Source organism: Sodalis sp. RH21 (assembly GCF_047324175.1).
In the GTDB taxonomy this organism is placed as follows: Bacteria; Pseudomonadota; Gammaproteobacteria; order Enterobacterales; family Enterobacteriaceae; genus Acerihabitans.
In genome coordinates, this window is record NZ_CP178732.1 from 4,415,341 (window position 1) to 4,437,573 (window position 22,233).

General features: G+C 56.2%; 26 protein-coding genes and 1 pseudogene. 10 read left to right on the forward strand and 17 right to left on the reverse strand.

From position 1 onward, the window contains the following. Positions 1 to 15: 15 nt before the first annotated feature. Positions 16 to 717 carry a deoxyribose-phosphate aldolase gene (gene deoC, locus ACL2XP_RS20380; protein WP_413734957.1) on the reverse strand — a complete coding sequence of 234 codons (702 nt, stop codon included), beginning with the start codon at positions 715 to 717 and terminating at the stop codon, positions 16 to 18. Positions 718 to 945: 228 nt separating this feature from the next. Between deoC and ACL2XP_RS20385 the strand changes: the two genes are divergently transcribed. Next, on the forward strand, positions 946 to 1,809 hold the full coding sequence (locus ACL2XP_RS20385) for a helix-turn-helix domain-containing protein (protein ID WP_413734958.1): 864 nt from the start codon (positions 946 to 948) through the stop codon (positions 1,807 to 1,809). A 144-nt stretch (positions 1,810 to 1,953) separates the two neighbouring features. Here the strand turns inward: ACL2XP_RS20385 and fusA are convergent, their stop codons facing one another. From fusA to ACL2XP_RS20405, 4 genes are all read right to left on the reverse strand, one after another. Beyond that, positions 1,954 to 4,053 carry an elongation factor G gene (gene fusA / locus ACL2XP_RS20390; RefSeq protein ID WP_413734959.1) on the reverse strand — a complete coding sequence of 700 codons (2,100 nt, stop codon included), beginning with the start codon at positions 4,051 to 4,053 and terminating at the stop codon, positions 1,954 to 1,956. A 240-nt stretch (positions 4,054 to 4,293) separates the two neighbouring features. Next, complete coding sequence (locus ACL2XP_RS20395) at positions 4,294 to 4,992, reverse strand: extensin family protein (RefSeq protein WP_413734960.1); 699 nt, start codon at positions 4,990 to 4,992, stop codon at positions 4,294 to 4,296. Positions 4,993 to 5,714: 722 nt separating this feature from the next. Then, positions 5,715 to 6,506, reverse strand: coding sequence for a phosphate/phosphite/phosphonate ABC transporter substrate-binding protein (locus ACL2XP_RS20400; protein WP_413734961.1), 792 nt, complete (start codon positions 6,504 to 6,506; stop codon positions 5,715 to 5,717). Continuing rightward, positions 6,466 to 7,503: a fatty acid desaturase gene (locus tag ACL2XP_RS20405; protein ID WP_413734962.1), complete on the reverse strand. Its 1,038-nt coding sequence runs from the start codon at positions 7,501 to 7,503 to the stop codon at positions 6,466 to 6,468. The genes ACL2XP_RS20400 and ACL2XP_RS20405 overlap by 41 nt, the downstream gene beginning before the upstream one ends. Before the next feature lie 196 nt (positions 7,504 to 7,699). Between ACL2XP_RS20405 and ACL2XP_RS20410 the strand changes: the two genes are divergently transcribed. Continuing rightward, complete coding sequence (locus tag ACL2XP_RS20410; protein ID WP_413734963.1) at positions 7,700 to 8,494, forward strand: SDR family NAD(P)-dependent oxidoreductase; 795 nt, start codon at positions 7,700 to 7,702, stop codon at positions 8,492 to 8,494. Here ACL2XP_RS20410 and ACL2XP_RS20415 read toward each other — a convergent pair. Then, the gene (locus tag ACL2XP_RS20415; protein ID WP_413734965.1) at positions 8,487 to 8,741 is read right to left on the reverse strand and encodes a hypothetical protein; all 255 of its coding nucleotides are present in this window, start codon (positions 8,739 to 8,741) and stop codon (positions 8,487 to 8,489) included. The genes ACL2XP_RS20410 and ACL2XP_RS20415 overlap by 8 nt on opposite strands. Positions 8,742 to 8,784: 43 nt before the next feature. Between ACL2XP_RS20415 and ACL2XP_RS20420 the strand changes: the two genes are divergently transcribed. Further along, on the forward strand, positions 8,785 to 9,186 hold the full coding sequence (locus tag ACL2XP_RS20420; protein ID WP_413734967.1) for an acyl-CoA thioesterase: 402 nt from the start codon (positions 8,785 to 8,787) through the stop codon (positions 9,184 to 9,186). Between the two features lie 103 nt (positions 9,187 to 9,289). Here the strand turns inward: ACL2XP_RS20420 and bhsA (ACL2XP_RS20425) are convergent, their stop codons facing one another. Beyond that, complete coding sequence (bhsA, locus tag ACL2XP_RS20425; protein ID WP_413734969.1) at positions 9,290 to 9,547, reverse strand: multiple stress resistance protein BhsA; 258 nt, start codon at positions 9,545 to 9,547, stop codon at positions 9,290 to 9,292. Between the two features lie 364 nt (positions 9,548 to 9,911). On the opposite strand from bhsA (ACL2XP_RS20425), the gene azuC reads away from it, so the two are divergent. After that, positions 9,912 to 9,995 (forward strand): stress response protein AzuC, encoded by an 84-nt coding sequence (gene azuC / locus ACL2XP_RS20430; protein WP_413739237.1) that lies wholly within the window; start codon positions 9,912 to 9,914, stop codon positions 9,993 to 9,995. Positions 9,996 to 10,095: 100 nt separating this feature from the next. On the opposite strand, the gene ACL2XP_RS20435 is transcribed toward azuC, so the two are convergent. Continuing rightward, the gene (locus ACL2XP_RS20435; RefSeq protein ID WP_413734971.1) at positions 10,096 to 11,316 is read right to left on the reverse strand and encodes an MFS transporter; all 1,221 of its coding nucleotides are present in this window, start codon (positions 11,314 to 11,316) and stop codon (positions 10,096 to 10,098) included. Positions 11,317 to 11,426: 110 nt separating this feature from the next. On the opposite strand from ACL2XP_RS20435, the gene ACL2XP_RS20440 reads away from it, so the two are divergent. After that, entirely contained in the window at positions 11,427 to 11,873 is a 447-nt protein-coding gene (locus tag ACL2XP_RS20440) for a winged helix-turn-helix transcriptional regulator (protein ID WP_413734972.1), read from the forward strand. 198 nt (positions 11,874 to 12,071) lie between these two features. Here the strand turns inward: ACL2XP_RS20440 and bhsA (ACL2XP_RS20445) are convergent, their stop codons facing one another. The 3 genes from bhsA (ACL2XP_RS20445) to ACL2XP_RS20455 all read right to left on the reverse strand — a co-directional run bounded on the left by bhsA (ACL2XP_RS20445) (position 12,072) and on the right by ACL2XP_RS20455 (position 13,955). Then, the gene (gene bhsA, locus ACL2XP_RS20445; RefSeq protein WP_413734975.1) at positions 12,072 to 12,329 is read right to left on the reverse strand and encodes a multiple stress resistance protein BhsA; all 258 of its coding nucleotides are present in this window, start codon (positions 12,327 to 12,329) and stop codon (positions 12,072 to 12,074) included. A gap of 462 nt (positions 12,330 to 12,791) precedes the next feature. Continuing rightward, positions 12,792 to 13,031 (reverse strand): YecH family metal-binding protein, encoded by a 240-nt coding sequence (locus ACL2XP_RS20450; protein ID WP_413734977.1) that lies wholly within the window; start codon positions 13,029 to 13,031, stop codon positions 12,792 to 12,794. 87 nt (positions 13,032 to 13,118) lie between these two features. Then, positions 13,119 to 13,955 (reverse strand): hypothetical protein, encoded by an 837-nt coding sequence (locus ACL2XP_RS20455; RefSeq protein WP_413734979.1) that lies wholly within the window; start codon positions 13,953 to 13,955, stop codon positions 13,119 to 13,121. A 352-nt stretch (positions 13,956 to 14,307) separates the two neighbouring features. Between ACL2XP_RS20455 and ACL2XP_RS20460 the strand changes: the two genes are divergently transcribed. Then, positions 14,308 to 15,162, forward strand: a complete 855-nt coding sequence (locus ACL2XP_RS20460) for an N-acetylmuramidase family protein (RefSeq protein WP_413734980.1) — start codon at positions 14,308 to 14,310, stop codon at positions 15,160 to 15,162. A 35-nt stretch (positions 15,163 to 15,197) separates the two neighbouring features. Here the strand turns inward: ACL2XP_RS20460 and ACL2XP_RS20465 are convergent. Beyond that, positions 15,198 to 15,564 (reverse strand): annotated as a pseudogene (locus ACL2XP_RS20465) (hypothetical protein). Positions 15,565 to 15,701: 137 nt separating this feature from the next. Between ACL2XP_RS20465 and ACL2XP_RS20470 the strand changes: the two are divergent. The 4 genes from ACL2XP_RS20470 to ACL2XP_RS20485 all read left to right on the forward strand — a co-directional run bounded on the left by ACL2XP_RS20470 (position 15,702) and on the right by ACL2XP_RS20485 (position 17,893). Further along, complete coding sequence (locus tag ACL2XP_RS20470) at positions 15,702 to 15,893, forward strand: hypothetical protein (protein ID WP_413734982.1); 192 nt, start codon at positions 15,702 to 15,704, stop codon at positions 15,891 to 15,893. Between the two features lie 140 nt (positions 15,894 to 16,033). Continuing rightward, on the forward strand, positions 16,034 to 16,372 hold the full coding sequence (locus ACL2XP_RS20475; RefSeq protein ID WP_413734983.1) for a hypothetical protein: 339 nt from the start codon (positions 16,034 to 16,036) through the stop codon (positions 16,370 to 16,372). Between the two features lie 132 nt (positions 16,373 to 16,504). After that, positions 16,505 to 17,080: a TetR/AcrR family transcriptional regulator gene (locus ACL2XP_RS20480; RefSeq protein WP_413734985.1), complete on the forward strand. Its 576-nt coding sequence runs from the start codon at positions 16,505 to 16,507 to the stop codon at positions 17,078 to 17,080. A gap of 72 nt (positions 17,081 to 17,152) precedes the next feature. Beyond that, a complete protein-coding gene (locus tag ACL2XP_RS20485) occupies positions 17,153 to 17,893 on the forward strand; it encodes an SDR family NAD(P)-dependent oxidoreductase (protein ID WP_413734987.1) in 741 nt (246 codons plus the stop codon). A gap of 62 nt (positions 17,894 to 17,955) precedes the next feature. Here the strand turns inward: ACL2XP_RS20485 and ACL2XP_RS20490 are convergent, their stop codons facing one another. The 5 genes from ACL2XP_RS20490 to ehuB are packed head-to-tail and all read right to left on the reverse strand — an operon-like array spanning position 17,956 to position 21,963. Beyond that, entirely contained in the window at positions 17,956 to 18,735 is a 780-nt protein-coding gene (locus ACL2XP_RS20490) for an amino acid ABC transporter ATP-binding protein (RefSeq protein ID WP_413734989.1), read from the reverse strand. Continuing rightward, positions 18,728 to 19,381, reverse strand: a complete 654-nt coding sequence (gene ehuD / locus ACL2XP_RS20495) for an ectoine/hydroxyectoine ABC transporter permease subunit EhuD (protein WP_413734991.1) — start codon at positions 19,379 to 19,381, stop codon at positions 18,728 to 18,730. Before ehuD ends, ACL2XP_RS20490 begins: the two co-directional genes overlap by 8 nt. A 2-nt stretch (positions 19,382 to 19,383) precedes the next feature. Beyond that, positions 19,384 to 20,046: an ectoine/hydroxyectoine ABC transporter permease subunit EhuC gene (gene ehuC / locus ACL2XP_RS20500; RefSeq protein ID WP_413734993.1), complete on the reverse strand. Its 663-nt coding sequence runs from the start codon at positions 20,044 to 20,046 to the stop codon at positions 19,384 to 19,386. 42 nt (positions 20,047 to 20,088) lie between these two features. Then, positions 20,089 to 21,057 carry a succinylglutamate desuccinylase/aspartoacylase family protein gene (locus ACL2XP_RS20505; protein WP_413734994.1) on the reverse strand — a complete coding sequence of 323 codons (969 nt, stop codon included), beginning with the start codon at positions 21,055 to 21,057 and terminating at the stop codon, positions 20,089 to 20,091. 21 nt (positions 21,058 to 21,078) lie between these two features. Further along, complete coding sequence (gene ehuB, locus ACL2XP_RS20510; RefSeq protein WP_413734996.1) at positions 21,079 to 21,963, reverse strand: ectoine/hydroxyectoine ABC transporter substrate-binding protein EhuB; 885 nt, start codon at positions 21,961 to 21,963, stop codon at positions 21,079 to 21,081. Positions 21,964 to 22,233 lie beyond the last annotated feature (270 nt).

Below are 22,233 nucleotides of genomic sequence, written 5' to 3' on the forward strand. Positions count from 1 at the left end.
CACCGATCGTGGGCATTAGTAACCGGAAATATCGCCAGCCTGGTGCTTAACCAGTTCGGGGCCCGAGCTGGTGCCAACCAATTCAGCTCCCGCTTCAAACATCGCTTTCATTTTTTCCAGCGTATTCACCTTACCGGAAACCTTGACGCGGCAAGGCGCCTGGATATTGGCTTTGAGCAACCGTACATCTTCGACGGTAGCCGCGCATCCTCCCTTGCCCCAGCCGCTGGACTGTTTAACCCAATCGATACCGGCCTCACAGGCATAGCGGGTGGCTTTGATCTTCAGGGCCTCATCAGTGATAAAACCGAATTCCAGCATGGCTTTCACTTTCATGCCCAGATCGTGGGCGATCGACACCACTGCCTTCAGCTCGTTAAAATAGGCATCCTCCATGCCGCCCAGTAAAAAACCCGGATTCGGCGGGAAATCGAACTCATCAGCGCCTTCTTTACCCAGTTCCCGCACGGCGGCCACTTTCATCGCGGTGGTATCATTGGCCTGGGGAAAATTAACCGTCGTGGCGACCCGTACGCCGCTCCCCCTGAGCACATCCTTGGCCAGCGCAACCCAGCATGGCGCAATCATTGCCGCATCAAACTGATATTCCATACAAAGTTGCAGGTGTTTTAACAGTTCCTCACGAGTCAGGTCAGAATTGACATTAGTGAACTGGATGGCTTTGGCAATCTGACGCGGATCGTTGAAATCAATCATTTACATCTCCCCTGCAGGTTGGTGTCGTCGTGATGACGACGTGATTGGATAATGTGTCTGGGGGTAGTTTAGGGAGAATAGGAGTGGATGCGTGATAGCAAAAATTCCATGCAACATGGATAAAAGTTCACAGTCAAGTGAATCGTGACGGCAATCATAAAATGGGAAAATGAGCTTAAGATTTAAAATAAAACAATAGTATAACGGAGGGGCAAATCCGGAGAAAATATGGAAATAAAAAGAAACGCCAAAACCCTATCCAGCTATTACCGCGAATCCAGCGATTTCGCCACGCTGATAAACTACCGCATCCTGCGCGCCGGCCATATTATTACCTCTCCCGATTTTTTCATTAAACGGGATTCGGTTGCCGGCCATGAATTCATTTTCTGCCTGCGGGGCAGCGGCTGGATCGGTATTCAAGCCAATAAGTTTAAGGTCAATGCGGGCGAACTGGTCTGGCTGCCCGTTCGTCTACCGCATGAGCATTATCCGGATCGTGATAACCCTTGGGAAATTCAGTGGATAAGAGTGGACGGCGATAAATTAAATAATGTAATGAATTTTCTCAATATTACCGACAAACCGGTTTTTCAGGTGAAAAAAGATCGCGACCTCGCGGAGATTTTTGCGGCGCTGTTTGCGCAGATGCAAGAAAGCACGCTGATTGCCGATATCCAATGCGACATTCTATTGGCGAAGCTGATTTTTATGATGATCGAAAGCCGCAATGATGAAATAAAAACCAAGCCAAATAATATTCATCGCAGCCTGCATAAGCTGATTTTTCATATCCAAAGCCATTACAACGACGAATGGGATATTCCCCGTTTTATGCGGTACTGTCAGGTCAGTAAATCCCAGCTGTTCACGCTTTTTAACATGACGTTTCATCAATCGCCCATGAAATGGCTGAAAAATTATCGCTTGTCCCAGAGCAAAAGACTGCTGGTGGACACCGGTGAAAACATCGCCACCATTGCCCAGCAGGTGGGCTATAACGATCCCCTGCATTTTTCACGCGACTTTCGCAAGGCTACCGGGGTTTCCCCGTCGGATTTCAGAAAACAGGAAAAGCTGTTGCTCCGGTGAATTATCCCCTTGCAGGCCCTGGCCGGCTACCTCATCAAGATGGTGCGCGCGGCAATAACGGCGTTGCCGGCCCGCTCGTAGCATAAACAAGCCCCGGCCGGATGGCCAGGGCTTGAGGGGTCGAACTATGGCGTAACGAACGGCTTATTTGCCGCGGTTTTTAATCACCTGTTCGGCAACCGCTTTCGGCGCTTCCGCATAGTGCTTAAATTCCATGGTATAGGTGGCGCGCCCCTGCGACATCGAACGCAGCGTGGTGGAATAACCAAACATTTCCGCCAGCGGCACTTCGGCGCGAATCAGCTTGCTGCCGAGGATATCTTCCATTCCCTGCACCATGCCGCGCCGCGAGGACAAATCGCCCATCACGTTGCCCATGAAATCTTCCGGCGTTTCCACTTCCACCGCCATCATCGGCTCCATCAGAATAGGATTCGCCTGGCGCATCCCTTCCTTAAACGCCATCGATGCCGCCATGCGGAACGCATTTTCATTGGAATCCACCTCATGGTAGGAACCAAAGAACAGCGTCGCCTTCACGTCCACCACCGGATAACCACCCAGCACACCGGCGGTCAGCGTATCCTGGATGCCCTTATCGATGGATGAAATATACTCGCGCGGCACCACGCCGCCCTTGATGGCATCGACAAACTCGTAACCCTTGCCCGCCGGCTGCGGTTCCAGCTTCAGCACCACGTGACCATACTGCCCGCGGCCGCCCGTTTGCTTAACAAACTTGCCTTCCACTTCTTCCACGGTCTTTTTAATGGTTTCACGGTACGCCACCTGTGGTTTACCCACCGATACCGCTACGCCGAACTCGCGCCGCATCCGCTCCATCAGAATTTCCAAATGCAGTTCGCCCATGCCGGAAATAATGGTCTGGCCGGAATCGTCGTCGGTGTTAACCCGGAATGACGGATCTTCCTGCATTAAGCGGTTGAGGGCGATACCCATTTTTTCCTGGTCGACCTTGGTCTTGGGTTCGATGGCCTGCGAAATAACCGGATCGGGGAATACCATGCGTTCCAGGATAATCGGATGTTCGGGATCGCACAGGGTATCGCCGGTGGTGACTTCTTTCATGCCCACCGTCGCCGCGATATCGCCGGCATGCACTTCTTTGATGTCTTTACGTTCATTGGCGTGCATTTGCAATATCCGGCCCAGGCGCTCTTTCTTGCCCTTGACCGGGTTATAAACGGAATCGCCGGTGGAAATCACCCCGGAATAGACGCGGAAAAAGATCAGCTGGCCGACGAACGGGTCGGTCATAATCTTAAAGGCCAGGGCTGAAAACGGTTCTTTATCGCTGGGATGCCGCTCAGCTTCTTTATCGTCTTCGTCGTGTCCGACGATCGCCGGCACGTCGATGGGGGACGGCAGATAGTCCACCACCGCATCCAGCAACGCCTGCACGCCTTTATTTTTAAAGGCGCTGCCGCATAGCATCGGCACGATTTCATTGGCGATGGTACGCTTGCGGATCGCGCCTTTGATCTCGTCTTCGCTCAGGGTTTCGCCGTTGAGATATTTATTCAGCAGTTCTTCGCTGGCCTCGGCCGCCGCTTCGATCATATGGCCGCGCCACTCCTGCGCCAGGGCCAATAGTTCCGCGGGGATGTCTTCATAGGTGAACTTGACGCCCTGGGTGGCATCGTCCCAGAGAATAATTTTCATCTTGATCAGATCGACCACGCCCCGGAATCCCTCTTCCGCGCCCACCGGAATCTGGATAGGCACCGCCACGCCCTTCAGGCGCTTGGCGATTTGCGTTTGCACCCGGAAAAAATCCGCGCCGGTGCGATCCATCTTATTGACGAACGCGATGCGCGGGACTTTATATTTATTCGCCTGCCGCCACACCGTTTCCGACTGCGGCTGCACGCCGCCCACCGAGTCATAAACCATGACGGCGCCGTCGAGCACCCGCATCGACCGCTCCACTTCAATGGTAAAATCCACATGGCCGGGGGTGTCGATGATATTAATATGATGTTCCGGATAATTGCCGGCCATCCCTTTCCAGAAGGTTGTCGTAGCGGCTGAGGTAATGGTAATCCCACGCTCCTGTTCCTGTTCCATCCAGTCCATCGTGGCGGCACCATCGTGCACTTCGCCGATTTTATGGCTGACACCGGTATAAAACAGAATACGTTCAGTGGTGGTGGTCTTTCCGGCATCTATATGCGCACTGATGCCGATGTTGCGATATCGCTCTATGGGAGTTTTACGGACCATACAATTACCTTAAATGCCCTACAGGACAAAACCTGCTGTGAAACACTCCCCGACGGCCTATGGCGGCGGGGCCTATGTAATAAAAGTATTATTAATGCAATCCCAGGCTATCCGGCAAAGATGAATCTATTGATGCCGGCGCGCTCTGCCAGAATGCTCCTTTTGCACAACGTCTACAATCTCCCGCGGCGCTTTATTCGCCGCGGCCGGCGGCCGCTGAATCACCCCGCGGCGGCGGGTTCACCGGCACACGCCGAAACCGCGCATCCCGAAATGAAAATGGTTGGCGTGGGCGGCGTTATATTCAGGACCCAGCGAGTTGCCGAAAAAAGCGCAGCTCCGACCGAAGGCCTCATGTAAATAGCCGCCGGCCTCATCCTGGCGCCGCCATTGCTGTTGGACCGGGATGCGCCGACCGTTTTTCAGTACAAAACCGGCGACATCCAGCGCGTCGGCGCTGGCGTGTTCGCTCAGCCGGCCCTCGGCGCGGTGATAGATGTTACGACAGGCATAGCTGCCAAGATGATCAATCCGAGCTAAAGGCGAGCCCAGCATTTCCCCGGCCAGGGGCGAGGCCGCCTGGGCGACGAACATGGCGCTGCTCAGCGCCAGCGGGCAGCTGGCGAGAAAACTGGAGCTCAGCGCCACCGGCCCGAAGCGTTGCACCCGCACCGGGGAAAGGAGCGGACAGGCGCCGGTGGTATCCTTGAGCGCAATAAAGGAGATATGGCCGGCCGCGCTGGCCCGTTCCAGCGCGGCCAGGCACGCCGTATTGTCGGCGGCCAGTCCCTTAAGCTTGAAACGGGTAATAAAGGTGGGTGGATCGGTGACCGCCAGCGGCGCCAAAGGGTCGTAGCCGGGCGGCAGCAGGGGCCGTATCCGCGGGGCCAGGACCACCACAACAAGCACTGTAATCAACAGCCAGGCTAACAGTCGCACCTTGCTCCTTATCTTTTTTTGCGCAGCGGCCCGGGGCGTTTTGCCGGAACCGGATAGGTGGGTACCGTTAAGAGTATAGACAGGGAAATGCTTTGGTTGCCGGGGATATGCGGCTAACCCCGCCGCTCCCGGCTCCGGACTGGACGTTCAGGCAGTTTCGCGCCGGGGCCCGCCCGTGGATAATCAGGCGCAATCGCCCGGCCGGGGTTAACCTTATTATTTAGTTATTACAGGAAGATCTATCGCAGGCGCGGTTGTACAACTATTGATTTCCATTGGCTATGATTAGATCGAATGCGATGCGCAGGTTGGCGCAATCCAATCTCATTCATAAAATGAGCCCTTTTGTTTTGCTGTGAAGTCCTTGCCCGCCCCTCTGTGCGGGCTTTTTTTACCCCCGGGCCGGCTCCGGCCCCGCGATTATGGGTGATGCCCCGCGCATTTATGCGCAAATGGTGAGCATACCGTCAGTGGGGTGGCAAAACTGTCGGTTTTCTTGTTTACGGGTTCACTATTTAGGTTCATACTTGCGTCGGTTTCATGTAGCAATGAGCTAGACTTTACGCCTCGAACTTCGCGTTCGGGGCATCCTCCCCCTCCCCGTATTACTTTTTCCAACCGGCTTTCCCGCGTTTCCCTTGATTACTCTACCGCTATTGCTTTCCATCACTATTGCGTGCGCCGTTATTCCCTTGCCAGGGAGTTCGCCTGGACGGCAGCGTTTAAAGCGCCGTCACGCCAAGCCGTTCCGCCTCCCGCCGCATATGCAGGATCGCCCGGTAGTCCTCGCGGGTGGCCGCGCTAAATCCCTTGATCAGCACCGCCGCGCACTCCCGGCGGCCATCAGGCGCGGCGACCAGCCCGGCCAGCGCGGCGCGCAGCAAAGCCACCACATCGGGCGGGGTCGCGGCGGCGGTAATCAGCGGCAGACCGGGCGCCGCGGGGGACTCCGCCAGCACGCGCAGTCCCTTGACCGCCAGCGGCCGGGCGCGTCGCAGCAGGGCAAAAGTGACGCAATCCACCGCCGTAATATCCGCCAGTCCGCCGCGCACCGCGTCCAGCGACTGGACATGGGCGCCGGTGAACAATACTTGCTTGAAAAAGCGCCCATGGCCGGACAGCGGGGCCACCATAAAGCGCAGGACGTTGTATCCGGAATGGGAATCAGGGCTATTGCAGGCGGTTATGCCCTGCCTGAAGTCGGCCAGGGTCGCGCGCGGGTCGCTGGCGCGCACTATCAGCAGGCTGCGATAATTGCCGCCGCCGCAGCCCGGCGCATCATAATGGAAACGGCCCACCACCTGCACATCGGGCAGTGCCGTAACCAGCGGATAACCGCAGGTTTGGCTGAGCAATAGCCGCGGGTCCCGCCAGTGGGGCAGCAGCGGGTCAGGCCAGCATAGCACCCCGGGCAGGTTTTCCAGCCCGCGGCGACGCAGTTGTTCCCGTAAACGCCCCCAAAGATTGTCCACCTTATGGCGATTGATACCGTACATTGGCAGTGAGATCGTCATGAACAGGTCCAGATTCCTTAATTAGCCCTTTTTCGGCCAGCGACAGGGGATGGATTTCAATCTCGGCCGGAGTAAAAGCGAACGCCCCCAGCCATTCGGCATAGCCCTGTACCACAAAACCCCGGGTGCGCTGTTGGTAAGCCGTGCGATCGGCCAGATAAACTTGACGTAAACCATACCACGGTACGGCGGGCAAATCGTGATGGACCAAATGATAATTCAGATTCAAAAACAACAAGCGCCACGGCCAGGCCGCTTCATTAATCACGGATCGGGCCTGGGGATCGTCGGCGGCCCGATGTTCCATAAACGAACGGATTTTGGTCAGGCCAAGCGCCGGATAACTCACGGCCAGCAGGAAATAACCGACTCCCAGCGCGGTGCCGGACATCCATCCCAGCAAAACGGTCAGCAGCGCGGCATGGACCACCCACATGGCGCCGGCGCGGCCATCGCCGCTAAGCATCGCCGCAGCCCCCCCACGCAGCGCGGCATAGATATCCAGCGCCGGTCCCATCAGCACGCGGCCGACCAGGGTATTGCGAAATTGAATTACCCTGCGCAGCCATGGCGAAAACCCCCTCCACTGGTCCGCGCTGAAATAATACCCTTCGGGATCTTCCCGCGGATCGGTTAAATGCTCGTTCCGGTGATGGCGCAGGTGGGAATCGCGATAGAGGCCATAAGGATACCATACCGCCAGCGGCAGCAGGCCGAACAGCTGGTTCACCCGCGGCCATCGGGTGGGATGGCCGTGAATTAATTCATGCTGCAAGGACATATACCACGTGGTAAGCCAAATCAGCAGCGGCGTGCCGATCCACGGCCCCAATACGTTCCATTGGCTAACGGTGCCGAACCAGCCGGCATACACGATCGCTATCAGCCCCCAGGTGGGTAGTTCCAGCCGCCAATACGGGGATTGAGACCATTGCCTGATGCGGACGCGCTGCCCGTCATGCAAATATGAGGCGGTACTTTTTTCGGACGAAGGCATAACGTTTTCCCGGGCGGTTTTATCCCCCCAGTATTCATCAGGCCGTTTCGGGCGCCAACGAATAAAAATAGCAATAGAATGCTGAAAAACGCCAGCTAAACGCATGAATTCGACGCGCGTTACCGGCCAGGCTAAGCTGTGATACACGATGTCCCGGCAGGGGCTCCCTTTATCATCTTGTTTTTAGGAGAATGCCATGCATATCGATCTCACTGGTAAAACCGCCATCGTTACCGCATCCACCGGCGGTATTGGCTTGGCCATCGCTATGGGACTGGCGCGCGCCGGCGCGTCGGTGGTAATCAACGGCCGCAGCCAGGATACGGTGGACAAAGCCCTGGGCCAGATAAAACGGGCGTTGCCGCAGGCCAGCGCGCGGGGCGTGGCGGCGGATTTGTCCGATGCGGCGGGCGTCGCCCGGATCGCCGGCGCGGTGGCTAGCGCGGATATTTTGGTGAATAACGCCGGTATCTACGGCCAGAAACCCTTTTTTGAGATTGCCGATGACGAATGGGAACATTATTTCCAAACCAACGTCATGTCCGGTATTCGCCTGTCACGCTTTTATTTGCAAGGCATGCTCGATCGCGACTGGGGACGTATCGTTTTTATCTCTTCCGAGTCGGCGCTGAATATTCCGCCGGACATGATTCACTACGGCATGACCAAAACCGCGCAGTTGGCCGTGGCGGGCGGGCTGGCCAGACTTGCCGCCGGCAGCCGGGTGACGGTGAATTCCGTATTACCGGGTCCGACGCTTTCCGACGGCGTCAGGGAGATGCTAAAGGATTCCGCGGCCGAGGCCGGCATCAGCATTGAACAAGCCGGGGCGAATTTTGTGCGCCAACAGCGTTCCACCTCGATTCTCCAGCGCTTGGCCACCCCCGAAGAGATCGCCAACCTGGTGATCTATACCTGCTCGCCGCAGGCTTCCGCCACCACCGGCGCCGCCCTGCGCGCGGACGGCGGCGTAATAAACAGTATTATTTAAGCGGCGTCGCGCCGGCCGGGGCGTTTATCGGGATGTTCGTCCTGAAGGATATCAAGCCCGTCGTCCCGTGATCCCCTTCTCCCGCCAGGCGGCGGAAGCTTTTATCGGCGGGCGGATACCCCGCGCCTCCCGCCATGACTTCCGGCGCGTTGGCAAAGCCGACCATACCCCCTGAAATACGGGATTTTACGCCATCCCGGATAAATTTATAGTCGGCCCGCTGTGCTGTCCGCGACGGATGAGGCATAATCTCCTCACGTTTTTTGTTAAAAAGATGTAAAGGCATTGCTATGCAAGATGTGTTAAATGCGGAAATACAGCAAAAAATAGCCCGCTCCGTCACTACGGTCGCCAAAGTGGTGTTTCCCACCACCATCAATCACCACTCCACGCTCTTTGGGGGCACCGCCCTGGCCTGGATGGACGAAGTTTCCTTTATCACCGCCACCCGTTTTTGCCGTAAACGCCTGGTAACGGTGTCTACGGAAAAAATCAGCTTCACCCGTCCCATTCCCTCGGGAACCATTATTGAATTGGTGGGTACAGTCGGCCGCGTCGGCACCACCAGCATCGCCGTGGATGTCTCGATTTTCCTGGAAAACATGTACGAAGAAGGACGGGAAGAAGTGGTGCATGGGAGGTTTAATTTTGTCGCGGTGGATGACAACGACAAAGCCGTCCCGCTGTTTTAAGCCATAAAAAACGCCGGCGGAGGTTTGCCCCCAACGCCGGCGTCTTATCTTTCATACCCTGGCGTGGGAGCCCGGGTTACCCCGCTCCTCCGCCGGCAGGCGATTACTGATAAATTACCGCGGTACCGTGCAGGTTATTCTGGCCTGAAGTAGAGGTAATCTGGAACGACTTGGCGCCGGACTGCGCGGCCTTGGCGGCTAACTCGTTTTCCAAAGATGACAGGCTGGCCCCGCCGGTGGCATTAATCACGCCCACTTTTTGCTGATTAGCCGGTGCGGAATCCACCAGCTGGGCGGCAAAAGTACCAAAAGACACGGAGCCCAGGATTAAAGCGGCGATAGCGGTTTTAACGTTTTTCATGATAGGTGTTCCCAAATAAGGTTAGTAAAATTGTTGTTTGTGCCGTTAATTTCTTAACGGTCGATAACTAAATACTAATCCTCTTTCGGCAGCCGATCAACATATTTTATTATCAATCGTTAATATATTACGCATCTAATTGATAAATATTGAAATTTAATCTTAACCGTCGCGGATTTTGTTAAAGGGAAAGCCCCCCGCTAAGATAATGCATGACTAGATTCGAGCTTTTGCCCGATAGTTAAAAAAATGCTCTTTTTTATGTGATGTTAATCACATATAGTTGCATTTTTGTGATGCAAGTCATAATATTGTTACATCAAGCGCAAACACTATACCGGGCAACCTGATTGGGGAAATGCATATGAAATTCCGTAAACTGCTGAAAAAAATCCTGCTGTCTTATGTTAATACCGTAAAAGACGTGCCGCCGGGCGCAATGTATTAAGCATTAAGATCTCTGGAAAGCTGCTTCGGCAGCTTTTTTTTTGCAGGCAAAAAAACCCGATCCCCGTAGCCAGCCAACCCATTTCATTCCGCTGCACCTCTTATGCCATCGTATTCGATGAAGCGGCTGGCGCCATCAACCTCAGGGTCGCAAGCCAAAACCCCAAGGCCGATAAACTGACCGCGGCGCCTAGAAAACACACGCCCGACCAACCGGCATACGCATAAGTTGCTGTCGTGGCCATCGCCCCCAGCCCGCTGCCGATCGCATAAAACAGCATATAAATACCCACCAGCCGGCTGTGTGCTTCCGGCCTGGTGCGGAAAATCATACTTTGGTTGGTCACATGCAGCGCCTGTCCGCCGAGATCGAGCAGTACGATGCCGGCAAGCAAAGCCCAGAGCGACGACCCCATCAACGACAATGGCCACCAAGCCAGCACCAGCAACACGAGCGCAACGGCGCTCGCTCGTTGACCGTACCCCCGATCCGCCCACTTCCCGGCACGCGCGGCGGCCAGGGCGCCCGCTACGCCGGCCAGCCCGAAAGCGCCGATGACGGTATGCGAAAACCCATAAGGCGGCGCGCTGAGGGGCAGCGCCAATGCACTCCAAAAGATATTGAAAGCAGCGAACATCAGCAGCGCAAGCACGCCGCGAATCAGCAACACCCGTTCCTCGCGCAGCAATGCAAACATCGATACGATCAAACGCGGATAGCTTGGGGCATCGGATGGGATGGGTAAGGCCGGTAGCCGTCGCCACATCGGTAGCGCCAGCGCCAGCATCATTGCGGCGGCGCAGAAATAGACTCCGCGCCAACCCGCCAGATCGCTGACCCCGCCGGCAAACACCCGTGCCAGCAACAAGCCGATAAACACGCCGCCCTGCGCCGCCCCCACCACTCCGCCCCGCTCCTCGGGCGCGGCAGCGCTGGCCGCATAGGCAATCAGACCCTGCGTCATTGCCGTACCCAGCAGGCCGACCCCGAGCATGCCGGCCAACAATACCGTCGTGGATTGCGCCAGCCCCACAAGACCCAACGCGGCCACGAGCGCCAGCAACTGCGCGATCATAAGACGACGGCGATCCACGCGATCCCCCAGCGGCACCAGCAGCAGCAAAGCCAACGCGCATCCGGCCTGCGTGGCGGTCACTATCCCGCCGACGGCGGCATGGCTGATATTGAAATCCAGCGCCAGCGCGTCCAGCAGCGGCTGCGCGTAATAAACATTGGCAACGCACAAACCACTGGCAGCAGCGAACAGCAGCACCAGGGCCTGCGGCATGGGCGCTGCGGACGAAATACGGGAACCGACCATAACCACCAACCTTTGCAATCCAGTTTCAAAACAAAACTGATTGAATCATAGGTAGTCTGGTTTTAAAATGCAACCCGAAGCCCAGGAATTCCAACCCAAAAGAGGATAACATGCCGCGCCGCACAACTTTATCCAGCGAAACCTGCCCGGTGGCGCGCTGCGCCGATGTCATCGGCGATCGCTGGTCGCTGCTCATCGTGCGCGATGCCTTCGATGGCATGCGCCGCTTCGGCGATTTCCAACGCAGCCTGGGCGTAGCGCGCAACATTCTTTCCGATCGCCTGCACCGGCTGGTGGCTGCGGACATCCTGGCGACCCGGCCGGCATCGGACGGCACCGCCTACCAGGAGTACGTGCTAACCGCGAAAGGCGAAAGCCTGTTTCCCATCGTGGTGGCCCTTCGGCAATGGGGAGAGCGCCACCTGTTTGAACGCGGGGAACGCCACTCCTTGCTAATAGACAAGCACACAGGAAAACCCGTGCCGTTCATGGCGCCGCAAAACGGCGAGGGCCAAACGCTGGAACCTGGCCAGACAGAAGTCCAAAAACTGGCATAAAGGAGATGAAGAAACGATAATAACCACCGGTCCGCGCAAGACTGGCGCTGGTTCCAGAGCGATGGCCATCCGACGCGCATGCGCTCAGCGGGCAAATATAAAAAAACGCCGGCGGAGGTTTACCCTCGACGCCGGCGCCCTTGACACTCATATCCTGGCGTGGGAGTCCGGATTACCCCTCTCCCCGCCAGCGGACGATTACTGATAAATTACCGCGGTACCGTGCAGGTTATTCTGGCCTGAAGTAGAGGTAATCTGGAACGACTTGGCCCCGGACCGCGCGGCCTTGGCGGCTAACTCGCTTTCCAAAGATGACAGGCTGGCCCCGCCGGTGGCATTAATCACGCCCACTTTTTGCTGATTGGCCGGTGCGGAATCCACCATCTGGGCGGCAAAAGAACCAAATGACACGGAGCCCAGGATCAAAGCGGCGATAGCGGTTTTTACGTTTTTCATGATAGGTGTTCCCAAATAAGGTTAGTGAAATCGTTGTCTGTGCCGTTAATTTATTAACGGTCGATAACTAAATACTAATCCTCTTTCGGCAGCCGATCAACATATTTTATTATCAATCGTTAATATATTAATCAACCTATTGATAACTCATTTAATTTATCCCCATGCCTAAAAATTGCTCCAGGCCTGGTCAAAGGGAATGCATACCGCAAGGGTTAAGGCGCCATTTCTCTGGCCGCGCGCTTGCCCCTTGGCATGATAAGCCCGCTAATACCAATACCGAAGCCGGCCAGACGAAAACAGCCGCACGATCCCGGAAATGGCGCAGGCTTTTAGACGGGAGAGAAAGCAGAAGAGAGATAAAACATTGATAAACCTCGTCGTCACGCTCATTGCCGGGTCACGGCCACCGGACCGGTCGGCGTTAAACAACGCCAACCGGCGCGGGTGCAGACACCGGGATTAATGCCGGCAAATTTTACTTTCGCTGGTGGTAAAACCCTCGGCGCGCGCCACGAATTTCCCGCGCTCAGCTAGAAATTGCACCAGTTGTTCGGCGGTTAAATCGACGGCGGAACAGGTATGAAACCTGGCATCGGCGCCGAACTTCGCTTTAATGCCGGCGGTTAGCGAGCCGGTGGTAAATGATTCCCCGGTGGCCAGCATCATTTGCAGCACTTCATGTCCGTGGATCGACGGCATGGGCATAACCTTGTTTTATGTGAGTGATAAGATAAATTTACCCTCTTTTCCCTGGCAAGCAAACCCCGCGCGCCGGAGGATAATATATCACGGCCAATATTGATATTGCGTGGCGGTACTCCGGTGGCGGTGGATAATGGCTTTCGGTAAAATTTCCGTTTCGCGGCCATAACTTAAGATACAGTTGCCCACCGCGTCATTCCTTTGGCACTCCTCACGCTTGGAATTCTGGCTTATCGCGGTGCGTGAAATGGAATAAGACCCTTTTTCCCGGCCCTGCGCATCATATTGGTAAGTGGTCTTGCCATTGGAAGAGGTAGATGAGGAGAAAAATCCATTCTTATCGTAAGCATAATCAACAAGATCGTTGCTTAGCGGATCCGATCCCCGCGCCGTACCTTGAACCAGGCGCAATTGCTTATCATAGCTGTAGATGGTGGTGGTAAAGCCGGGCTCGCCATCGATGGTGAAGGCATCCGTCGCGGAGGTGATCACCCCGTTTTTCCCCAGGAAAAAACGCGTCTTGCCCTGTTTGTGGTTAACCAGGCGCTGCTGGCCGTTGCGATTGACGATAATAGCGATATCGTAAACGGAATCCCAGCCGCCGTCGGCCCTTACGATATGGTTGGACATATTCAGGGTGAGGCCGTTTTCCGTTTTGTGGTAATCGTAGGCTTCTTCGTCCAATACGCCGCAGACATCAAACCTGATGCTTGAGCGCGCCTGCTCATCCAGATCCTTGCCTACCATGCCGCCCACTACCATGCGGATGTTTCCCTTGGCGGTACCGCTAAGCATGATGAGATTATTGCTGTCGTTAATCCGTTTGCCCGCGGCAGGACAGGTTTTTTCACCGCTTTCGGCATGGGCCGCAAAGCCGGTGAGTAAAATCAACACCGCCAATCCATAAATACCATTATGCATGTTTATTCCTAAAGGGTTCCGGCTCCGGATTATAGCGCTATAAATCAGCCAGATGCCATGACGGGCCCCTGCCCTCGGGTAACAAAAGTATAGGCCATATGCCCTTTCATTGTTAGGGGACTGAAAGGGCATAAGGTTCCCTCGCCAAAGGTTTTTTGCGTAGCCCCACGCACAATTGAAGGGCCTGCGGCATAAATTGCCAAGAGCATTCCATATCTGGTACGCCGATGCTGCCCCTCGGATAAATAAAACATAACTTCATGGCTCGGGCCGGGATCGCGGGTCATAACCGCTTAACCGGATATACAGCGGGCGCCATCAGGGCGCCGGGTCATTTATCAAGGGATTAAAAATGATGAGAATCGACGCAGCGGTAGGCATCGGACAACCAAACCATCGTCATGATGTGTGTACCATCCAAAACCGGCTCAACGCAATAACCGCGGTCAGCAATTGCGCCGCGCCTTTGGCCGTCGACGGTATTGCCGGCAAAGGCACCATCGCCAGAATAAAAGAGTACCAGGCCAGCGTGGTCCGGCTCCGGCATCCCGATGGGATAATATCGCCGGCCGGCATTACCCTGCGTCATTTATCCGGCCTGGCAATGCCCGGGACATCATCACCCTCGTCCCATGCCAACCATACGGTCCAGCATTTCAGCGAACCGCATTACCTGAACGCAGCGCAATGCCTGGGCTGTGATATTGCCGCCATCAAAGCCGTGGCCATGATTGAAACCTCGGCCAGGGGGCCGTTTGATGAGCAGGGCCGGCCGGTAATTCTATTCGAAAGACACTATTTCCATAAGCTGACCCAGGGGAAATATGCCATGCACGGCGATATTTCCAGCGAGGCGCGCGGCGCCTATGGCAAATACAGCGAACAATACCCCAAACTGCACAAAGCCATGTCGCTGGATAGAGCGGCGGCGTTACGTTCGGCATCATGGGGGGCGTTCCAGATCATGGGGGATAATTATGCCAAAGCGGGATTTGCCGATATAGAGCCGTTTACGCAGGCGATGAATACCCTCGAAGGCCAAATGTCCGGGTTTACCTGTTTTATAAAATCCTCTCCGTCGCTGCTGTCGGCGTTACGCGACCATCATTGGGAACAATTCGCCAGGGTATATAACGGACCGGACTATAAAACCAATCATTACCACACTCGAATAGCCCATTATTATGAGCGGCTAATGCATGCTTAAGCGGGGCAAAAGACGCGGTTGACAGCGCGTCGGGTTTATTTACGGCCGTCAAACAGCATTCTTACCGCCAGGCCGGCCAGGACCGTAGCCATCAGCCAGCGCTGTACGCGCCGCCATAGCGGGCGCCCCGAGAGAAAACCCGCAATCGAGCCGGCCAGCACGATCAGGCACCCGTTAACCGCCATGCTCGCCATCGACTGGCCGAACACATTACCCCGCGCAGGCTGGATAAATTGCGGTAGCAAGGAAAGATAGGGCACCGCGGCTCTGGGATTCAGCAAATCCCGCCTTCCGCCCCTGGCAGATGGACCGCGACACCAGATAAAGCATATTGGGGCCGGGAATAAGCACCAACCCCAATGCAATAGCGGCAAAGGGGAAAAACTGTGATGAGCCGATCATAGGTATTGTCCGCCGGGGAATCTGGTTTAGCGATACGCGATTATAATAGCGGCGGCCGTAAAACAAAACTCTATGCCGGAACGGCGGTAACTTATACTTATACTTATTCCTATCTCATACCCTCCAAGAGCCGCATCATGAAAAAAATCATAATATATTTATTTTTTATTGCGTTATCATTACCCATCGCGGCAGTAACTTACGCCAAGGGCGGCGATGAATACCATCCTAAAACTGCCCATCATTATCGCCATCACGGCAAAAAGCACCACGCCAAAAAATACCCTGACCGACCTAAACGCGAACGCGAGGTGGGTCATAATAGATAAGGGTTTTATTTTTTTCCTTGTGCCATACCCGCAATAGGCCGGTCGGGATTTTACCGTCGCCAAACGGTTACCGAGCTATAATTAGCGAAACGGCGCAGAGTTGATGGGCGACTTAGGGGCCTTAAGGATCGGCGAAGATCATGAACCTATTACAAACGGTGCTATCGGCTGGCGCGCTGGTAGCGTTAACGGCCTGCTCCTCCGGGTATCACGGCAAGGAGTGCCAGGGTAAAATACGCAGCCTGTCCGGCCAGCCCATCGGCACCACCCAGGCGTTGATAATCGATAAATTCACCTCATTTACGGTAGCCACGCCCGACAAGAAACTGGACAGCGGGAGGTTATTTTCGACGGACCGGATGAAATATATCCCCGCCGCGGTGACCGAGGAAGGTTTCTTGGCCCAGCGGGTATCCGACAACCAGTTCAGCATTATCAATGCGCCGCAGGATCGGTGGATCACCTATACCTGCCCATAACCCCATTCCCTCTGGCCGGCCCCATATCGGTCGTCGCCATGGCTTGCCTGGCGCCGACGCCTTGACAGCTGCAACTTACGGCATCATTCTATCCCCATTCAAGACTAAAAAATCCAAAACAACGCATTCATTATGGCCAGACCTAAACTCTTTGACCGCGATCGGGCGCTCCATAAAGCCATCGGGCTGTTTCGCCAGCAATCCTACGCTGGTACCGCCACCGAGGATCTGCTTAGCGCCATGGGGATCAGCCGGCAAAGTATGTACGACACCTTCGGCAACAAACGTCAGCTATTCCTGGAGGCGTTACGCCGTTACAACGGGGAAAACGTCGCGGGGTTAATCCAGGTCCTGGCAAAATCAGCCTCGCCCAGACAGGGATTGGAAGAGATGTTAACCGCCTTTGCCATCAGCGTGGGCAGCGACCCGGCAAGCTGTATGGGCATCAGTTCGATCTGCGAATTCGGCCGCACGGACGAAGAAATCAACGCCCTTAACGATGCCAGCGGCCAAGTGCTGGCGGCGGCGATTGAAAACGCCGCCGCCGCGGCCAAACAGGCCGGCGAAATCACGGCCGACCTCGACAGCCGGGATATTGCCCGTTATATGCTCTCGTTGCTGGCAGGCATTAAATTATCCGCCCGCGCGGGGGCTTCACCGGCGGAGTTACGTAATATCATCAGCATCAGCATGCGCAGCCTGCGCTGATCCATAAGCCATTGCCAAAAGCCTAAATAGGGGTTATTTTGGATTAATTAATCCAAAATAACAGGTGATAACATGAAGAATACCCTAACTGATAAAGTGGCATTGATCACCGGAGGTTCCCGCGGGATCGGCGCGGCCATCGTGCGCCGTTTGGCGGCGGAAGGCGCCAAGGTAGCCTTTACTTATGCCGCGTCAGCCGGTAAAGCCCATGAACTGGCGGCGGAAATAGAGAGCCAAGGGGGCGCAGCCCTGGCCATTGCCGCCGACAGCGGCGAGGTCCGGGCGGTGCAAGATGCGGTGACGCTGACGGTGGCGCAGTTCGGCCGTCTGGATATTTTGGTCAATAATGCCGGCATCATGATTCAGGGAGCAGTGGATGATTATGCGATAAGTGATTTCAATCGCATGCTGGACGTGAATGTCCGCGCGACGTTTGTCGCCGTGCAGGCGGCCATTCCCCATATGGGCCCAGGCGGGCGGATTATCACTACCGGCAGCGTCACCGCCGAACGTACCGCATTTCCCGGTTCCTCGGTCTATTCAATGACCAAAGGCGCCATCGCCGCGCTGACCCGCGGCCTGGCCTGGGATTTAGGTAAAAAAGGCATCACCATCAATGTGATCCAACCCGGCCCGACCGAAACCGATATGAATCAGGGAGAAGATATCCGCGCCAGATTGCGCGCCATGATGGCCCTTGGCCGCATGGGCAAAGACGCGGAAATCGCCGGCCTGGTGGCTTATCTCGCCAGCCCGGAAGCCGCGTTTATCACCGGCTCGGCCCTGACCGTGGATGGCGGTTATCTGGCCTGAGCGAACCCGCCCCTTCCCCCTGCGGGCAGGGGGCGGTACATGGCAGGGCGAGATTATGGATTTTACCGTTCGGTAAGGATATTGAGGAATTGCCGGGTACGCGGATTGCGCGGATCGACCAGCACCTGTTCCGGCGTACCGTCATCGATAATGTTGCCTTTTTCCATAAAAATCACCCTATCCGCCACGTCGCGGGCAAATGACATTTCATGGGTCACCAGCAGCATCGTCATATTTTGTTCATGGGCGATATCGCGAATCACGCTGAGCACCTCGCTTACCAGTTCCGGATCGAGGGCGGAAGTCACTTCATCGAATAACATTATGCGGGGCCGCATGGCCAGCGCCCGCGCAATGGCCACCCGCTGCTGTTGGCCGCCGGACAAGGTGGCGGGCCAGGCTTGCGCTTTATGCGCCAATCCCACGATGCGCAGATAATGCTGCGCGCGCTCCCGCGCCTCGTCCTTGCTCACCTTCAACACCCGTAGGGGCGCCTCGGTCAGGTTTTGTTCAACCGTCAGATGGGGAAATAAATTAAAATGCTGGAACACCATGCCCACCTGATGGCGTACCGGCGCGCGGGAAAACCAGCGGCGATCGCGCCCGGCGCCCACCACCACGCCGTCGATGGCCACCGTACCCTGGGTTACCGCTTCCAGCCCCTTAATCAAACGCAGGATGGTGGATTTACCGGAACCGCTGGGACCGATCAGCGCCACCTTCTGCCCTTGGGGAATGACCAGGTTCAGATGGTCCAGCACCCGGGTATCGCCATAATCTTTCACCACCTGGTCCAGGGTAATAAGCGCGGCCTGCGGTGCGGGGATGATTGATTCAGCCATGGGAGCGTCTTCTTTCCAGATAATTAAATAAAAACGAAGTGGGCAAACTGATGGCCAGGAACAGCACGGCCATCAAAGTATAAGGTTCGTTGTAACGATAGGTTACGCCGGCGATCTGTTTTGCCGCCTGGAACAGCTCGGGGATAGTAATGACCGCCAGCAGCGGCGTCTCTTTAAACATGCCGATCAGGTAGTTGCCCAATACCGGCACCATCGGCTTCATGGCCTGGGGCAGAATAATGCGCCGCCAGAGCGCGGGCGGCGAAAAATCCAGCGCCCGCGCCGCTTCCCACTGGCCTTTGGGCACATCATTAATCGCGCCGCGAAACGCCTCGGCGATATAGGCGCCATAATATAAACCCAGCCCCAGGACCCCGGTAGCGATGGCCGGCAGCGCCAGACCGCTTAGCGGCAGGGCGAAAAACAGGAAATAGAGCTGGACCAATAACGGCGTCTGGCGAAAAAATGCGATATACGCCCGGCTCAGCAAGCGCGGCGCGCTAAAGGGACATTGACGGGCGATCGCCGCGGCGCCCCCGATCAGCACCGCACAGCAGAACCCCGCCACCACGACTTCCAGGGTTACGCCTAAACCGGCCAGCAACTCGGGCAGGATCGACCAGGCAAACATCCAATCAAACGACATGTTTACTCCTGCAATCCGCGATGGCGGGTGTGATGACGTTCATAGCGCCGCACCGCCAGCGTCAGCGGCCATGACAAAATAAAATAAGCCGCCAGCACGATGCTCCAGATCAGGGTTTGATGCCCCAGGGTAGTAATCAGCGTCGCCCCGGAAAATGTCAGATCGCTCAGGGTAATCATGGAGACCAGGGACGTGGATTTAAGCAGTTCCACCAGCAGGTTACCCAGCGGCGGCAGCATAAAAGGCAGAGCCTGGGGCAGGATAATCCGCCGCAGGGCAACGGCGGGCGGAAAATCGAGGGCGCGCAGCGCGTCCCGCTGTCCCTGGCTGACGTTAACCAGCGCGGTGCGCACAATTTCCGCGCCGAAGGACGAAAAGTTAAGGCCCAGCCCTATCACGGCGGTGGTCATCGGGCTAAGCGATATACCGAACAGCGGCAAAATAAAAAACAAATAAAACAGTTGGACCAGCGCCGAGGTGCCGCGTAAAAACTCGATATAGACGCGCGCGGCGGCGCTGACCGGGCGCAGCGGCGATAGCCGCAGCAGCGCGACGATAAAGGCCAGCGCCAACGCCAGCGCCGCCGACAGAAAAGTGATTTGCAGCGTAACGCCGATGCCCTTGGCCAGTTCATGGACGATGAAGCCCAGATTATCAGTATTCATAAGTCCCGCTGGCCCCAATTAGTCCCGGCGATGCCGGGCAGCTCATTGCGTCACGGGGGCGAGGCTAATCAACCACTCGCCCCGGGACGTGATATTGTGATTTACAATCATCAGAATCAAACCGGAAGAGGGCGCGATGATATCCGCCAGCCAAGCGCCGAACAGGTCATGAACCGCACCCAGCCGTTGCCCGCCGCTGACGGTCTCGCCGGCGGCCACGTCCAGATATAAGCGCCCGCTCGCCGGCGCTTCCACTTTGAAAAAATTGCTCACTACCTGGTTACGCCGCACGCGGGGCGCCGGCGCATCGCGGGTCAGACCCAGATGCCGGGCGATATTGGCGACGCCGTTAACATGAAACAGCGTGTTTTCTTCATCCAGGATACCGTTGGCTCCCCCCTCCGCCATCACCGCATGGCGGCCCAGCCACGGCAGTTCATTGGTGGCCCGGCCGCGGTTATTGGTCTGGTCCGCGGCAAATTCGACAATGGCGTCCGCATCGAACTGGTGCGCCAGCGCGCGGGTCACCGCGTCGAATTCCGGCTCCCCCGTCAGTTGGCACATCACGAATTTAGCCACCACTTCGCGCAGGTCGCCGCCGTGCAGATCGATCACCACCGTCGCATCTTTTGCCCACCCGTTCAGCACCCGGTCAACCAGCACTTCGCTAAAGCTGCCCTGCGGATCGCCCGGCGCCAGGAAATTCATATTTTTATTATCCACCGGGCAGACGAACTCCGCATGGCTATACAGACCCGGCATATTCAAAATCGGCAAAATAGCCACCGACCCGCGCTCCAGGGTCTGGCCAAAGTAAGTTTTCAGCCGCAGGGCGGCTTCCATCGCCGCGACTTCATTGGGATGCATGCCTGCGATAATGGCCAGCGCCGGGCCAGGCTCCGGCGCGACGATATCGAACCAGGGCAATTGCAGGGCGTCCAGGGTCGGATGGCTGAACGATAACCACCCCCAGCTGATTTTACCCTGCTGTCCCGCGGTGTGTTTAATCATGGGAATGCCTGCCTGTCGGGATTAACTATGTGCGGCGCAAAGCTGGCTGGCCTGGATATTTTCCGGCGGCAGCTCATTGGCGGTATAACCATATTTTTGCAATATGTTCAGCAGTTCGCCCGAGGCGCGCAGCTTCGCCAATTGCTCATTGAATGCTTTGATAAATTCCGGATCGTTACGCGGCAAGCCAAACGCATGGTAGTTATAGCCCGGCTGGCCATTGGCGTCGGGAATTTGCTGGAACGGCAGCGCGCGCTCCACCGACGGGTCGGGTTCTTTTTTCAGCAGGCTGATAATTTCAGCATCCGGGAAATAGACGGCATCGATACGGTTGGCTTTCAGCGCCGACAGGGCTTCGGTATCTTTATCAAACAGCACTACGTTGCCGGTGGCGATACCGCTATCCTTGGCTTCCTGGATTTGGTTGGTCCCATTCTGGGTGCCCAGGCGGGCCTGCTTATTCGCCGCGACGTCTTTTAAACTATGCAACTTAAGCGGATTGCCCCGCTTGACGATAAACGCTCCGCCGGAGCGCGTGACCGGATTGGAAAAACCGATTACCTGGCAGCGGGCGTGATTAATAAACAAGCCGGCGCCGATCACATCAAAACGTTTGGCCGCCAGCCCCGGCACCAGCGCGCCGAAATCCACAATGGGGGTTTCCACCTGGGTGATGCCCAGGGGTTTCAACACCGCGCGCAATACCTCGATATTCGCGCCGGTGGCCTTACCGTCAGGCCCGATATAGCCATAGGGCTGCTCGTTGGCGATGCCGGCTATCAGCGGAGACTGGGTGTTGGCTTTATCCAGCAAACTTTGCGCCGAGGCGGGTAACGCCAGCGCCGCGCTTAGCAATAAAGCGGAACTTACCATCCCGGCAAGAGACAATTTAATCGTTGATTTCATGGTTTTTCCTGGGAAATAAAGCTCGATATTGTTAATGCGGCCGTAGAGGGTGCCGACAGGTTAGTGGTGCTTAAATAAAGTGCGCGTCGCTATGAGTAAACCGCTATACCAAAAAAGTAAAACATAGGGATTCACCTTTGCTGAACCAACATTTTTAGCGCTAGATAGGTGAAAAAAAGCTAAGGGCTGGCCGGCAGCGCGCGATTGCGCCGCCGCGGCGGGAAATATTTTCACAACAATAGCGGATTGTCGCTGTTGGCCGGAACGCCT

What these genes read in the sequence shown, in the direction of transcription:
- bhsA (WP_413734975.1), bottom strand. Translation starts at nt 12,329, where the DNA reads ATGAAAAACGTAAAAACCGCTATCGCCGCTTTGATCCTGGGCTCCGTG.
- ACL2XP_RS20435 (WP_413734971.1), bottom strand. Translation starts at nt 11,316, where the DNA reads ATGGTCGGTTCCCGTATTTCGTCCGCAGCGCCCATGCCGCAGGCCCTG.
- ACL2XP_RS20475 (WP_413734983.1), top strand. Translation starts at nt 16,034, where the DNA reads ATGAACCTATTACAAACGGTGCTATCGGCTGGCGCGCTGGTAGCGTTA.
- ACL2XP_RS20455 (WP_413734979.1), bottom strand. Translation starts at nt 13,955, where the DNA reads ATGCATAATGGTATTTATGGATTGGCGGTGTTGATTTTACTCACCGGC.
- ACL2XP_RS20440 (WP_413734972.1), top strand. Translation starts at nt 11,427, where the DNA reads ATGCCGCGCCGCACAACTTTATCCAGCGAAACCTGCCCGGTGGCGCGC.
- ehuB (WP_413734996.1), bottom strand. Translation starts at nt 21,963, where the DNA reads ATGAAATCAACGATTAAATTGTCTCTTGCCGGGATGGTAAGTTCCGCT.
- ACL2XP_RS20480 (WP_413734985.1), top strand. Translation starts at nt 16,505, where the DNA reads ATGGCCAGACCTAAACTCTTTGACCGCGATCGGGCGCTCCATAAAGCC.
- ACL2XP_RS20400 (WP_413734961.1), bottom strand. Translation starts at nt 6,506, where the DNA reads ATGACGATCTCACTGCCAATGTACGGTATCAATCGCCATAAGGTGGAC.
- ACL2XP_RS20470 (WP_413734982.1), top strand. Translation starts at nt 15,702, where the DNA reads ATGAAAAAAATCATAATATATTTATTTTTTATTGCGTTATCATTACCC.
- bhsA (WP_413734969.1), bottom strand. Translation starts at nt 9,547, where the DNA reads ATGAAAAACGTTAAAACCGCTATCGCCGCTTTAATCCTGGGCTCCGTG.
- ehuC (WP_413734993.1), bottom strand. Translation starts at nt 20,046, where the DNA reads ATGAATACTGATAATCTGGGCTTCATCGTCCATGAACTGGCCAAGGGC.
- ACL2XP_RS20450 (WP_413734977.1), bottom strand. Translation starts at nt 13,031, where the DNA reads ATGCCGTCGATCCACGGACATGAAGTGCTGCAAATGATGCTGGCCACC.
- ACL2XP_RS20385 (WP_413734958.1), top strand. Translation starts at nt 946, where the DNA reads ATGGAAATAAAAAGAAACGCCAAAACCCTATCCAGCTATTACCGCGAA.
- ehuD (WP_413734991.1), bottom strand. Translation starts at nt 19,381, where the DNA reads ATGTCGTTTGATTGGATGTTTGCCTGGTCGATCCTGCCCGAGTTGCTG.
- ACL2XP_RS20415 (WP_413734965.1), bottom strand. Translation starts at nt 8,741, where the DNA reads ATGCCTCATCCGTCGCGGACAGCACAGCGGGCCGACTATAAATTTATC.
- ACL2XP_RS20405 (WP_413734962.1), bottom strand. Translation starts at nt 7,503, where the DNA reads ATGCCTTCGTCCGAAAAAAGTACCGCCTCATATTTGCATGACGGGCAG.
- deoC (WP_413734957.1), bottom strand. Translation starts at nt 717, where the DNA reads ATGATTGATTTCAACGATCCGCGTCAGATTGCCAAAGCCATCCAGTTC.
- ACL2XP_RS20505 (WP_413734994.1), bottom strand. Translation starts at nt 21,057, where the DNA reads ATGATTAAACACACCGCGGGACAGCAGGGTAAAATCAGCTGGGGGTGG.
- ACL2XP_RS20460 (WP_413734980.1), top strand. Translation starts at nt 14,308, where the DNA reads ATGATGAGAATCGACGCAGCGGTAGGCATCGGACAACCAAACCATCGT.
- azuC (WP_413739237.1), top strand. Translation starts at nt 9,912, where the DNA reads ATGAAATTCCGTAAACTGCTGAAAAAAATCCTGCTGTCTTATGTTAAT.
- fusA (WP_413734959.1), bottom strand. Translation starts at nt 4,053, where the DNA reads ATGGTCCGTAAAACTCCCATAGAGCGATATCGCAACATCGGCATCAGT.
- ACL2XP_RS20420 (WP_413734967.1), top strand. Translation starts at nt 8,785, where the DNA reads ATGCAAGATGTGTTAAATGCGGAAATACAGCAAAAAATAGCCCGCTCC.
- ACL2XP_RS20485 (WP_413734987.1), top strand. Translation starts at nt 17,153, where the DNA reads ATGAAGAATACCCTAACTGATAAAGTGGCATTGATCACCGGAGGTTCC.
- ACL2XP_RS20410 (WP_413734963.1), top strand. Translation starts at nt 7,700, where the DNA reads ATGCATATCGATCTCACTGGTAAAACCGCCATCGTTACCGCATCCACC.
- ACL2XP_RS20490 (WP_413734989.1), bottom strand. Translation starts at nt 18,735, where the DNA reads ATGGCTGAATCAATCATCCCCGCACCGCAGGCCGCGCTTATTACCCTG.